This is a genomic window from Pelorhabdus sp. sgz311001, assembly GCF_055901755.1.
The window spans coordinates 78,084-90,786 of record NZ_JBVXUT010000005.1 but is presented as its reverse complement, the minus strand read 5'-3'; the positions used below and the strand labels follow the sequence as shown (position 1 = coordinate 90,786).

Below are 12,703 nucleotides of genomic sequence, written 5' to 3'. Positions count from 1 at the left end.
GAACAATGAGAAAGAAGGTGGTGAAATGGCTATTCTTTCACCGAAGGAGCGATTAATTCGCGTGCTTTCCAAACAAGCGGTAGATCGTCCGCCTGTCATTTGTCCTGGCGGTATGATGAATGCAGCTATTGTGGAAGTGATGAATAAAACAGGTCATACCTTACCGGCGGCTCACAGTAGCGAACAGCTAATGGCAGAATTAGCACTGGATGTAAATCAGTACACCGGCTTTGAAAATATCGGGATTCCATTTTGTATGACTGTCGAAGCGGAAGTACTTGGATCAGATATTGATTATGGTACGCTCGCCTGTGAGCCGAAAATCCTTCGTGAAAATTATACTTCTGTGAAAGACACGGTATTTAAAGATCAAGGAGAACTTTTGCGATCTGGTCGGATTAACACCATTGTGCAAGCAGGTCATCGTTTGGCGAAAAATCATCCTGATATTCCGGTTATTGGGAATGTTACTGGACCAGTTAGTACGGCAGCTTCTATTATTGATCCGTTGCAATTTTTAAAGGAACTGCGGAAAACTCCAAGTGAGGTTCATCGGGTATTAGACTATGTCACGAAGCATCTGGGCGAGTATGCTCGTCTGTTAATTGATAATGGAATCTCTGTCATTTCTATTGCCGATCCGACAGCTACTGGGGAAATTCTGGGACCTAAAATGTTTAAAGAGTATGCTATTCCTTACCTAAATCAGCTTTTAGAAGTAATTCATGGCGCTGGCGGCAAAGCTATCGTTCATATTTGCGGTGAAATGAAATCAGTTCGCCATTTAATTCCAGAGCTTCAGGGGGATGCGATTAGTACCGATGCCTTGGTGAATCTGCGCCAATTAAAAGCAGATTATCCGGAACTTACAGTCATGGGAAATCTGAGTACATATCTTTTGGAATTTGGCAGCGGCGAGCAAGTGATTGCCCAAACAGAGCGACTACTTACCGATAAAATTGATATTATTTCACCAGCTTGTGGTCTCAGCACTTCAACAGCGCTAGAAAAGCTTCAGTTCATGACAGGCGTAGTCAAAATTCAATAGAAGTAACAACGGGCTATTGACCTTACTGAAAAATCATTGGGAATTGTTAACAGAATAAAGAAACTAATGCTGACCAGAGACCTGGAGGCCAAGACCAATTTTTAGTTGGAGCTTGGCCTTTATTGGTTTTTAGGTATTAGTTAGGCAATTTAAATTTAAACAAAGGAGGTGTCATTTATGGGGCAAATAAGATATTTAGAAACACCGGCTATTTTGGTTATGGATCTTATTATTTCTTTTTTGGATAATGTGCAGTATGGCTATTTAAGTTTAACAATACAAGATGGCGTTGTAGTCAGTGTAGAAAGTGTAGAAAAATTTGTAATTAGTGTGAAGAATCGTAATGCTAGGTATGTAAAAGTTGAAAAGAGTGCGCGAAAACATCCGCTGCAAGATGTTCTGCTTTCTGAGCTTAAAGGAATTCGCTATGGACAGTTTGTGATTCGTGTGGAAAAAGGGCAGGTGGAAAAACTAGAAAAAGCGGAAAAATGGCGTATGGATGAATTAGGTTGGATCAATGGCGATGGAATTTGATAGATTGGATTTTGGGAGGCGGGGCAATGGACATCAATAGCAGAGATAAGTCAGCAACTCTTTTTGTGATGGATGTAATTGATTATTTTTTGCAAACTGTACAGATGGGGGATTTAATTTTTACGGTACAGGATGGGTTTGTTGTGGGTGTGGAAAAAAAAGAAAAATTTATCATTACAGCGAAAGAGCGTGACGCGAGATACTCTGTGCAGCATAACCAAAAGCAAAATCCTCCGTTTAAAAGTAAAATTTTGGCTGAATTAGAGCGAATTAAATATGGTCAGCTGGTTGTACGGGTAGAAAAAGGGCAAGTTGGTAAAATTGAAAAAACTGAAAAATGGCGGACTGAGGAATTGAAGGGGATAAACGGTGATGGGATTTAAGGATAAAATATGATATAATGAAAATTTAGCTTGATTTTTATGGATGGGTCGAATATAATAAAACAAATTACAAATTTATGGCTGGTTGGATAATAAACCAAAGGCCAGAAAAACTTTCTGTTTCAGAAATGTTTTTCTGGCCTTTATTTATTTTATAAGTATCTAAAATAGAGTTAAACATCAGCGGGAGGGTTAAACATGAGTAAAAAGATTAAGCAAATTGCAATTTATGGTAAAGGCGGCATTGGTAAGTCAACAACTACTTCCAATATAAGCGCAGCTTTATCTAAGGCCGGGTACAAAGTAATGCAGTTTGGCTGCGACCCTAAAGCCGATTCAACGAACACACTGCGCGGCGGCACCTACATTCCAACGGTTCTTGATACACTGCGCGAAAAAAATCAGGTTAAACCGGAAGATGTTATTTTTAAAGGCTTCAATGGCATATATTGCGTAGAAGCTGGCGGTCCGGCGCCTGGCGTTGGCTGCGCTGGTCGCGGAATTATTACGGCGGTACAGCTTTTAAAACAGCTCAATGTTTACGAAGAACTGGATTTGGATGTAATTATTTACGACGTTCTTGGTGACGTAGTGTGCGGCGGATTTGCTGTACCAATTCGCGAAGGAATTGCAGAACATGTCTTCACGGTTTCCAGCGCGGATTTCATGGCTGTTTATGCAGCAAATAACTTGTTTAAAGGAATCAAGAAATATTCAAATTCCGGCGGAGCACTATTGGGAGGTTTGATTGCTAATTCGATTAATGCCCCTTATGCCAGAGAAATTATCGATGATTTTGTAGCGAAAACAAAAACACAAGTCGTAGAATATGTGCCGCGCTCAGTTACGGTGACGCAAGCAGAACTACAAGGAAAAACATCTGTAGAGGCATCGCCAGATTCGGCACAAGCAAAAATTTATGCGAAATTAGCGCAAAAAGTTGTAGATACGACCGAATCCAAAGTACCTTCACCACTTGAAATTTCTGAACTTCGTGAATGGGCGGCTAAATGGGCCGATCATTTACTAGCCATTGAAACAGGTGAAGTTCGTACTAAGGCAGCCGGAATTTAATACATAGTCGTTTATTTGAATTATATAGCAGTAAACAGCTGATCAGAGGTAGAGACTGAAGGCTATAAAAACAATTTGTTTTTATAGCCTTCTTTTATATAGGAAGGAGCGGTTCAATATGAGTTGCATATATTCAGATCGTAAAAATCAGGAGCTTTTGGAGAAAACAGAGAAACATCCTTGCTACTCAGCCGAGGCGCATCACAAATACGCCAGAATGCATTTGCCGGTGGCGCCGCGCTGCAATATTCAATGCAACTATTGCAATCGCAAATTTGATTGTGTCAATGAAAGTCGGCCTGGTGTCACCAGTGAAGTGCTTACGCCAGAACTGGCCAGAGAAAAATTCATCTGGGTAAAAGATGAAATTAAAGACTTAACAGTGATTGGCATAGCCGGTCCAGGCGATGCCTTGGCAGAATGGGATTTGACCAAGAAAACAATTGAAGAGATTAAACGAGTTGATTCGAGCGTGATCTTTTGCTTATCGACCAATGGACTGCTTTTGCCGGAATACGCAGCAGAGATTATTGAACTAGGGATTCAGCATGTTACTGTTACTGTCAATACGCTTGATCCTGAAATCGGCGCCAAGATTTATAAACACGTTTTATTTAAAGGCGTCAAATATGTTGGTACAGCAGCGGCTGAACTTTTACTGAAAAATCAATTGGCAGGCATTCGGTATTTAACAGACCATGGCATTCTTGTGAAGATTAATATGGTTATGATTAAAGGAATTAATGATCACCATATTCCGAGCGTTGTCAAGAAAATGAAAGAGCTTGGTGTTTTTGTAACCAATATTATGCCGCTGATTCCCGCTTCGGGCAGCGCTTTTGAGAATTTTCCTCAAACAAGCATGAAAGAGATTAATGAACTGCGTAATCTTTGTCAGCTTGATGTTCAGCAGATGCGCCATTGTCAGCAGTGCCGGGCTGATGCCATTGGACGTTTAGGGGAAGATCGTTCGCAGGAGTTTAGAATGGGGAAACGCAATCAAGCAAAAATCCCCGCCGCCAATCTTAGCAAGAAACAGTATAAAATTGCTGTTACCAGTAAATATGGTAAATTAGTAGATTTGCATTTTGGTCATGCAACGGAATTTACTATTTATCAGACCGATGGTGAAAGTGTAACTCTGCTCGAAAATCGGCAGGTCGAAAAATATTGCCATGGCATGGAAGAATGCGATAGCGAGGAGGTGCGACGGGACCATATTATTGATGCACTTAAAGATTGTAATGCGGTGCTTACCATGCGGATTGGTTATCATGCAAAAGAAAAGTTTAAGAAACGGGGAATAACCATTCTTGAATTTTGCGATACCGTAGAAAGCGGTCTGCACTTTGTCGTGAATCAATTGCTTGCGGCAAATCCACAAGAGAAAAAGGAGGAATTGTTGGATGCACGAGTATCTTCATAATTTTAAAGAGAGACTGATTGATTTTTCAGGAATTCTTGCTTTTTTACTGTTATGGGAGATTGCACCGCGTATTGGATTAGTAGAAGCGCAATTCATACCGCCTTTATCGGAAATTATTACAGCGATTGTTAAACTTACTACGCAGGAAAATCTACTACTCCATATGGCGGCAAGTTTACAGCGGACGTTTATCGGCATATTTCTTGCTGTGTCCCTAGCCGTGCCGACTGGCTTTCTTTTAGGTGGTGTCTTTCCCACTTTATCTGATTATCTACGACCACTTACGCGGCTCTTGGGGCAAATTAATGCCTTTTCACTGTTCCCCATTTTTATTCTCTTTTTTGGGATTGGCGAAGTAGCCAAGGTCAGCATTATCTTCTGGTCAAGTTTATGGCCTGTGCTGTTTACCACGATTGCAGGCGTACAACAAATTGATCCTCTCTATATCAAAAGTGCCCGTTCTATGGGCGCAAGTCGCTATACTATTTTCAGTCAGGTGGTTTTACCGGGAGCAGCGCCAGCTATCTTTACAGGAGTTCGCAGCGGCGCTAGTCATGCTTTTTTAATGCTGATTGCCGCTGAAATGATTGGCGCTAAGGCGGGACTTGGCTGGATTGTTTTAAATTCAGCTGTGATGAGTATGATGCCGCGCCTCTTTGCCGCCACTATTATTATTGCGATTTTAGGTGTGGCGATTAATTATGGGATTCATTGGCTGGAAGAAAATCTACTAGAATGGAAGCAAAATGTAAATTCATAGGGAGTTACGATCTTGGAAAAAGAAAGGAGTGAGTCCATGATGGAGGTAACTGCAAAAAAAGTGGTAGAAAGAGGACCTCGCTTTATTTTAAATTCTCAAATTAGAGAGCAGGGAAAAAAAGTCTTTTCCAGTACCATATCCATTGTCCTTTTTGTTGTACTATGGGAAATTGCGCCAAGGTTAGGCTGGGTACAGGAAACCTTCATTGCACCGCCTACTGTTGTAGTGGCAACGATTTGGGAGCTCCTTAGTAGTGGTGTTTTATTTGAACATATTGAAGTCAGTTTATTTCGAGCCATTGGCGGTTTCCTTTTATCAGCAGTCATCGCCATTCCGTTAGGTTTTTTTCTCGGCGGCGGCTATCGTTTCTTTTCGCGCGTTGCTACTCCTTTAGTAAGGTTGCTAGGAGAATTAAATCCTTTTGCGCTCTTTCCTGTTTTTATTTTATTATTCGGTATCGGTGAATTTTCTAAAGTGGCCATGATTTTTTGGGTTTGCTTATGGCCGATTTTGCTTAATACGATTACTGGCGTAAAAGAAGTTGACCCGCTTTTGATTAAATCAGCTCGGTCAATGGGGGTGCGCGGCAGCAATTTATTTTTTAAAGTGATTTTGCCGGCTGCTTCACCAAGTATTTTTCACGGCCTAAAAATGAGTTCCGGTGTAGCGTTTTTTATGTTGATTGCTGCCGAAATGATTGGCGCTAGCAGCGGGCTTGGCTGGTTAGTATGGAATGCACAGACAAACTATCAGATTCCTAAACTGTTTGCCGTTACGTGCACAATTTCGATACTAGGTCTTACCTTGAATTATTTATTTGGTAAATTGGAGCGGCGCTTGCTTTCCTGGAAAGATGAGACATCTACTTATTAAATAGCATGCAAGTTGCCGGGATACTCAGGAAAAAACGAAAGAAAGGGCGGAATGAATTCTTATGAGTGATAGGAAAACAATTAAAAAAGTGATTTCTGGTGTTGTTGGTCTAGCAATTGTTGGCGCCATTGCCTACGGGGCTAATCTAAGTAATGCGCCTGCTAGCGGCGAGAAAAGCAATGACGGTTTGTATCCCATTAAAACATGGTCGAAAACAGATTGTTCGTCAACGCCCTGGGTAGTAGCTGATCAAAAAGGCTTTTTTGCGGAAGAGGGATTAAAGATTGTCTATACGGGAGATACGCAGCCAGCGCAACAAATTCCTTCCGTCATTAACGGCAATAATGATGTCGGCAATGCTCATCCTAATACGATTGCTGTGGCAGTTGCTGGCGGAGCAAAAATCAAAGGCGTTGTGGCAGGCGGTATTGATCCGACACCAGACCAAGATCCGAAACTGCGGCATATGACTTGGTATGTAAATCCCAATAGCGGCATTCATTCCTTTGAAGACTTAAATAAACAAACCGGCAAAGTGAAGTTTTCAACGATTACCAATAATATCTGCGCTGATTTCTTAGCAAATAATATTGCCGATCACAAAGGGGTGCCCAGAAATAAGATTGAGTGGGTTTCCATGCCTGACGTGCAGGCAGTTCAGGCCTTAAAGCAAGGACTTGTAAGTGTAGCAGGCGTGCATCCTCCTTACTATAAATCAATGGAAGATGCTGGAGCGATTCCTATTGCCGATAGCTTAGATGCTCAGGTAGGCCCAGAAGGCGCCGTAACTTATTATTATTTTAATGAAGATTTTATTGCCCAGCATCCTGATATTGTTAAGAAATTTTCTCGTGCCATCGTAAAAGCGCAGAAATGGTCCAATGAACATCAGGAAGAATCTCGGCAATTAACGGAAAACTGGATTCACGTGCCTGTATCAGCGACTCACTATTATTTTACAAGTACAGAATTGATAGACTCCTTCATCAATCCTTGGATTAATGATTTAGAAAATTCGGGAGTGATTCCTAAGGGAAAGGTGAAATCAGCGGATTTACTGTCTCATCTGTAATTCATGAAAGGGGGAGCAGGCGATGACGATTAATTTAAAAATAGCCGAAGCGCCTATTCGCGAAAATCGTTTAAATTCGATTACTGGCTATACTGGAACGATTCAAGACCTGGTGAAACAGGCCGCTTGCGGCTCGCTGCAAAATAAAGAACGCTGCTTTACGCAAACAAGCGCCTGCAGTTCTGGCTGCGCGCAATTTATTTTGACGCAAATCGCCGATGCAGCGATAGTTAATCATGCGCCGCTGGGCTGTGTTGCCGATTCGGTTGGCTGCAATGTTTCTAATAAATGGGGCGAAAATGTAAGGCAATGGGAGCGGCAGAATATTCGTGTCCTCAATACGAATATGACTGATGAGGATACGGTTTTCGGAGCTGTCCAAAAGCTGAAAGAAGCAGTGCAAGAAGCCTATCGGCGCTTTCAGCCGAAGGCTATCTTTGTTACAGCTTCCTGCGTATCTGGTATTATTGGCGAAGATATACAAAGCGTTCTTGACGAATTAGCCGATGAAATTCCCATTCCCTTAGCGCCGGTTTTTTGCGAAGGATTTAAGTCGAAAATCTGGGCTTCTGGATTTGACGCTGCCTTTCATGCTGTTCTGACTAAAATCGTTCAGCCGCCGCAGAAGAAAACGAATAAAGTGAACATGATTAATTTTACAAGCAGTGCTAGAAAGGAAATCATTGAAATTTTAGCGCGCCTTGATTTAGAGCCAGTTTTTGTTTTGCCTTTTAGTACAGTAGAAGAGCTTTCGAAACTATCAGAGGCCGCGGCAACGATTAGTATTTGCGGTACACTGGGCAGCTATATCGGTAATGCGCTGGAAGAACAGTACGGCGTTCCTTATATTAAAACAATGCAGCCTCATGGCATAGAAGGAATGGACAATTGGCTGCGCGGATTGGGAGCTGCTACAGGCAAGGAAGCTGCTGTGGAAACGTATATTACCGAAACAAAAGAAAAGATTGCCCTGGACTTAGCAGAGGTGAAGCGGGTATTAACAGGCCATACAGCTGTTGTCGGGATGGGACCTAGTTTTGGTCATAATTATATTCGAACGCTGCAGGAACTTGGCGTAGAAGTTCTTTGGGGAGCAACTTGGCATTTTGATCAGCATTATGATCACGGAACTACGCCGGAAGCGGCAACTAGTTTAGCACAATTGTCCGAGGATATCCCCGTCAGTGTGGCTGACCAGCAAAATTTTGAACTGCTCAATTTACTCGGGCGTATGCAGCCAGATCTATATGTAGCCCGTCATCCAGGCTCAACCGTTTGGGCAACTAAAATGGGAATTCCTACAGTGATGGTTGCCGATGAATATACTGCTTTTGGTTATTATGGCTTAATTGATTTTGCTTATCGTTTGATTGATGCGATTACGAATCGTAGTCTGGCTAAAAATCTGGCGAAGCGGGCAAAGCTTCCCTATACAAAGTGGTGGATGGAGCAAGAAAGCTTTTCCTTTCTTGCTCCGACAGGAGGGTAATTATGTCAGGCTATGTGGAACAAATGCGACATGTCTGCTCGCTGGGAGCATTGCAATCTGTACTCGCGATTGACCGTTCTGTGCCAATCCTTCATGCCGGACCAGGCTGCGGCCAAAAATTATGGGGAGCTGTAGGCTTTTATAACGGTTGTCAGGGGTCTGGCTATGTAGGCGGGCACTCTGTCCCTTGCACAAATATTGGCGAAAAAGAAGTTATTTTTGGCGGTACAGAAAGACTCAAGGGAATTGTAGAAAATTCATTTAAAGTACTCGATGCCGATTTGTTTGTGATTTTGACAGGCTGCATCTCTGATATTGTCGGTGATGACGTGGGCGAAGTAGCCAAACGATTTCAAGAACAGGGCAAACCATTAGTATATGTGGAAACAGGCGGATTTAAGGGAACGAATTTGTGGGGGCATGAAGTCCTTATTGACGCCCTTATTGATCAATATTTGCCAGCTGTGACTAAAGTACAGCCGGGGCTTGTAAATATTTGGTCTGTAGTACCTTTTCAAGATCCTTTTTGGGTGGGGAATTTACAAGAAATAGAAAAATTAGTCAAAGAATTAGGTCTTGTGCCTAACGTGATTTTTGGACCGGAAAAAGGTCTGCCTGCTTTAAATAAGGTGCCTGAAGCGCAATTTAATTTATTGCTTTCTCCCTGGGTAGGGTTGAAGAATGTACAGCATTTAGAAAAAAAATACGGTACACCTTATCTGCATTATCCGGTATTGCCCATTGGTCCTACCGAAACAGGTAAATTTTTAAAAAGTCTTGGCGAATATGCCGGAGTGGCCCCAGAGCGAATTCAAGAGATTATCACGCGCCACGAAGCGAAGTATTATTACTATATTGAACGCTCAGCTGATGTTCTTTTAGAAACGAGGCTCTTGCCACGACGTTTTGTGAGCATTGCTGACAGTTTTTATACACTGGGAGTTGCTAAATTTCTCATTAATGATTTAGGACTTTTACCGGAAACGCAGTATATTACCGATGGTGTTTTGCCAGAACACCAGGAACGGATTGCGGCGGAATTTAGTAATTTTGCTGATGGTATTCAGGCGAAGGTTGTTTTTACGAGTGACGGAGGGGCCGCTCATGAAGAAATTCATAAGATGAAATTTCGCAGTAGACCGTTGATCTTAGGTAGTGCCTGGGACCGCTCCTTAGCAAAAGCGGTAAACGGCTATCAATTATCAATTTCCATGCCGGTCAGTGATCGGCTCGTACTGGATCGTTCTTATGTTGGTTATGATGGTGCACTGCGACTCGTTGAAGATATTTACTCTTTAGTCCTGGCAGATTTTCAGTAATAGCTTTTCTTATTGTTTTTTATTAATAATACATATATTAAGGGAGTGTTGGGGAATGTCTAATTTTTCACAGCAAGTTCCAGCTTATTTAAATGAAACAAAATTTATTGTTTTGGCAACAGTTACAAGTAATGCAGAGCCTGTTCTTCGGTCACTAGCTACATTTGCGGTAGAAAATACTACTGTTTATTTTTCAACAGGAAAAGCAACAGCAAAAGTAGCGCAGATTCAGGCCCATCCTGAAGTAGCGCTTTTATTTCAACATGAAAATCAAGAACTAAAATCCTTTATTAATATAGCAATTTCCGGTAAAGCCTTTGAACTTACAACGGAGGAGGAGTTGTCTAAGGCCATTACACTGCTTGCAGCGCGTAGTCCTCGTTTTAAAGAGCGGGTCGAAAAAAATGAACTAGGGGATAGTGCAATTTTTAAAGTTGAGCCGAAAGAAATCAAAATAGTTGATTTAAGCAAGGGGCCTGGACCTAAATCAGTGGAACTTATCAAACCCTAGCAATCAGGAGGTGTGCAAGTGAGTAATTTGCAATTTCGTGATGAAATGACACCGAAAGAGCGTCTGGCGGCAGTATTATCAGGTAAACCCTATGATCGAGTGCCTTGCGGGGTAAATGTTCGCAATCAAGCAGGAAAAGCAATCGGTATTGCTCATTGGGAATGCTATTTTTCTGCAGAAAAAACGGCGGAAGCACAGCTGGCAGCGCGGCGGCTTTTCGGTGTCGAGTCCGTTGTCGATGGTCCAGGATTACAGGGGATCGCCGAAGCAGCTGGTAGTCAGGTAGTTTATCCAAAAGAAGAAAACACTCTCTATATTTCAGAGGTCGCTATTAGGCAGCAAAAAGACCTTGATGATCTAGAAATTCCTGATCCAAAGCATAGCGGACGATTGCCAGTCCATTTAAAAGCGCTGCAGATCTTAGTCAATCAGGTAGGGGCGGAAGTTCCGGTCGTCAGTAATGTGGCCGGTCCTTTTACAACGGCTGCTAATTTACGAGGAACAGAGACTTTTCTGCGGGAACTTTACCGCGATCCTGATTTTGTGCACCGAGTGCTAGCTTTTTCACTGGAAAGTACGATTGCCTATGTAAAAGAAGCAGCCTCACTTGGCGTAACTATTAGTGTAGCTGATCCAACGGCATCGACGACGCTGATTAGTCCGGCACAATTTCGCGAATTTGCTTTTCCCTATTTAAAAGAACTTATTGCCGTGACAACTTCTTTGACAGGGCACGCACCGTCTCTTCATATTTGCGGTAACACACGGAAAATATGGAATGATATGGCCGATACGGGGGCTGGTGTACTCAGCTTAGATGATACAATCGATTTGTTTGATGCAAAAGTCGAAGTTGGCAGTCGCGTTGCTCTTTTGGGAAATGTTAGGCCGACGGCAACGATGTATTTAGGTACGCCTGACGATGTTCTTCGCGATGCACGCGAGTGCTTGCGTAAGGCCGCTGACAATCCTAAAGGTTATATTTTATCGTTAGGGTGCGGCTTGCCGATGGGGGCTCCGGCAGAGAATATTCATGCTTTGTTTCAAGCCGCCCGGGAATTTGGCAGATCTACAGTATGAATATAAAAATTATTGCCTGCGAAGTCATGAAGGAAGAGTTGCTTCAAGTTGAACCAACGCAATTCGTTTCCTTTGATTTTATTTCTATGGGACTGCATCTTTATCCAGATAAACTTGCTCAAGAATTGCAGCGATTAATTACTTTGAGTCAGGGTTATGATCGTATCATTTTAGGGTTTGGGCTTTGCGGTGGTGCTGTAAAGGAGCTACGGGCAGGCGATTCTTTGCTTTTAGTGCCAAGAGTGCATGATTGTATTAGCGTGTTGCTGGGATCGAGAGCGCGTTTTGACCAATATAGACAAGAAATTGTTGGTACGCTTTATTTATCAAGCGGCTGGCTGCAGGGCGAGCGTTCAATTTTGTCTGAGTATCAGCGTGTTGTTGAAAAGTACGGCCCCACAAAAGCGGAAAAGGTTTTTCGAAGAATTTATAGCGGCTATGAACGAATGCTGTTTATTCAGACTGGCAGTTTGCAGGAAGAAGAGCATTTGGAAAAGTTTTTTGCTATCCAAAAACTATTAAATTTGACACAGCAAATTGTTGAAGGACAAGGAGAGTTCATTCGGAAAATTGTAAATGGTCCTTGGAGTGAAAGGGATTTCATTCAGGCGCAGCCCGGGGAAACGATAAATGAAAGAGAGTTTTACTTATAAAATATAGAGAGGTAGGGTATTATGGCAAAAGTAGCGCTTGCAAGTACAGATGGAATTACGGTTAATGAACATTTCGGCAAAGCACAGGAATTTTTAATTTATGAAGTCCAGGAAACGGGTGAATATGAATTTCTTGAACGGCGTGTAACGAGTCTTAGTGATCAGTCTGGTCACCACAGCCAAACAGCAGAGCTGCTTCAAGATGTAGAAGTTGTATTGTCAACCCGAATCGGTCCAGGGGCAGAAGGTCAATTACGGGAAAAGGGCGTACTTGCTTTGACTTTTAATGGCCCTATTGATAAAGCATTAAAAGCTTATGGGAAAAGAGGTAAGTTTTTACGCAATAATACAGGGAACGTTTCTGGTTGCAGTCAATGCGTCGGCGGTTGCCACTGAGTAAGTAGCAATTAACAGAACTAAGAAGCTAAGACATTTTTGGGTGTCTTAGCTTTTTAGTTTCTTTACAGCAATTCTTCGGTTG

At 42.3% G+C, this 12,703-nt stretch carries 14 protein-coding genes; all 14 read left to right on the top strand.

What is annotated here, in order from left to right; all coding sequences use genetic code 11:
- Nucleotides 1–25: 25 nt before the first annotated feature.
- The 14 genes from AC0MXB_RS13150 to AC0MXB_RS13085 all read left to right on the top strand — a co-directional run bounded on the left by AC0MXB_RS13150 (nt 26) and on the right by AC0MXB_RS13085 (nt 12,618).
- Complete coding sequence (locus tag AC0MXB_RS13150; RefSeq protein WP_474040160.1) at nt 26–1,048, top strand: uroporphyrinogen decarboxylase family protein; 1,023 nt, start codon at nt 26–28, stop codon at nt 1,046–1,048.
- A gap of 177 nt (nt 1,049–1,225) precedes the next feature.
- Nucleotides 1,226–1,582 carry a DUF2292 domain-containing protein gene (locus AC0MXB_RS13145; RefSeq protein ID WP_474040159.1) on the top strand — a complete coding sequence of 119 codons (357 nt, stop codon included), beginning with the start codon at nt 1,226–1,228 and terminating at the stop codon, nt 1,580–1,582.
- A gap of 26 nt (nt 1,583–1,608) precedes the next feature.
- Complete coding sequence (locus AC0MXB_RS13140) at nt 1,609–1,965, top strand: DUF2292 domain-containing protein (protein ID WP_474040158.1); 357 nt, start codon at nt 1,609–1,611, stop codon at nt 1,963–1,965.
- A gap of 198 nt (nt 1,966–2,163) precedes the next feature.
- Complete coding sequence (gene nifH, locus AC0MXB_RS13135; RefSeq protein WP_474040157.1) at nt 2,164–3,039, top strand: nitrogenase iron protein; 876 nt, start codon at nt 2,164–2,166, stop codon at nt 3,037–3,039.
- A 118-nt stretch (nt 3,040–3,157) separates the two neighbouring features.
- Nucleotides 3,158–4,465, top strand: coding sequence for a nitrogenase cofactor biosynthesis protein NifB (nifB, locus tag AC0MXB_RS13130; protein WP_474040156.1), 1,308 nt, complete (start codon nt 3,158–3,160; stop codon nt 4,463–4,465).
- Nucleotides 4,446–5,225, top strand: coding sequence for an ABC transporter permease (locus AC0MXB_RS13125; RefSeq protein ID WP_474040155.1), 780 nt, complete (start codon nt 4,446–4,448; stop codon nt 5,223–5,225). Before nifB ends, AC0MXB_RS13125 begins: the two co-directional genes overlap by 20 nt.
- Nucleotides 5,226–5,261: 36 nt before the next feature.
- Nucleotides 5,262–6,098: an ABC transporter permease gene (locus tag AC0MXB_RS13120; protein WP_474040154.1), complete on the top strand. Its 837-nt coding sequence runs from the start codon at nt 5,262–5,264 to the stop codon at nt 6,096–6,098.
- A gap of 61 nt (nt 6,099–6,159) precedes the next feature.
- On the top strand, nt 6,160–7,170 hold the full coding sequence (locus AC0MXB_RS13115; RefSeq protein ID WP_474040153.1) for an ABC transporter substrate-binding protein: 1,011 nt from the start codon (nt 6,160–6,162) through the stop codon (nt 7,168–7,170).
- Nucleotides 7,171–7,192: 22 nt separating this feature from the next.
- On the top strand, nt 7,193–8,659 hold the full coding sequence (locus AC0MXB_RS13110) for a nitrogenase component 1 (protein WP_474040152.1): 1,467 nt from the start codon (nt 7,193–7,195) through the stop codon (nt 8,657–8,659).
- Nucleotides 8,660–8,661: 2 nt separating this feature from the next.
- Complete coding sequence (locus AC0MXB_RS13105; RefSeq protein ID WP_474040151.1) at nt 8,662–9,978, top strand: nitrogenase component 1; 1,317 nt, start codon at nt 8,662–8,664, stop codon at nt 9,976–9,978.
- Nucleotides 9,979–10,033: 55 nt separating this feature from the next.
- On the top strand, nt 10,034–10,489 hold the full coding sequence (locus AC0MXB_RS13100; RefSeq protein WP_474040150.1) for a pyridoxamine 5'-phosphate oxidase family protein: 456 nt from the start codon (nt 10,034–10,036) through the stop codon (nt 10,487–10,489).
- An 18-nt stretch (nt 10,490–10,507) separates the two neighbouring features.
- Nucleotides 10,508–11,569 carry a uroporphyrinogen decarboxylase family protein gene (locus AC0MXB_RS13095; RefSeq protein ID WP_474040149.1) on the top strand — a complete coding sequence of 354 codons (1,062 nt, stop codon included), beginning with the start codon at nt 10,508–10,510 and terminating at the stop codon, nt 11,567–11,569.
- On the top strand, nt 11,566–12,222 hold the full coding sequence (locus AC0MXB_RS13090) for a DUF1638 domain-containing protein (RefSeq protein ID WP_474040148.1): 657 nt from the start codon (nt 11,566–11,568) through the stop codon (nt 12,220–12,222). Before AC0MXB_RS13095 ends, AC0MXB_RS13090 begins: the two co-directional genes overlap by 4 nt.
- Before the next feature lie 21 nt (nt 12,223–12,243).
- The gene (locus AC0MXB_RS13085) at nt 12,244–12,618 is read left to right on the top strand and encodes a NifB/NifX family molybdenum-iron cluster-binding protein (RefSeq protein WP_474040147.1); all 375 of its coding nucleotides are present in this window, start codon (nt 12,244–12,246) and stop codon (nt 12,616–12,618) included.
- The last annotated feature ends 85 nt before the right edge of the window (nt 12,619–12,703 follow it).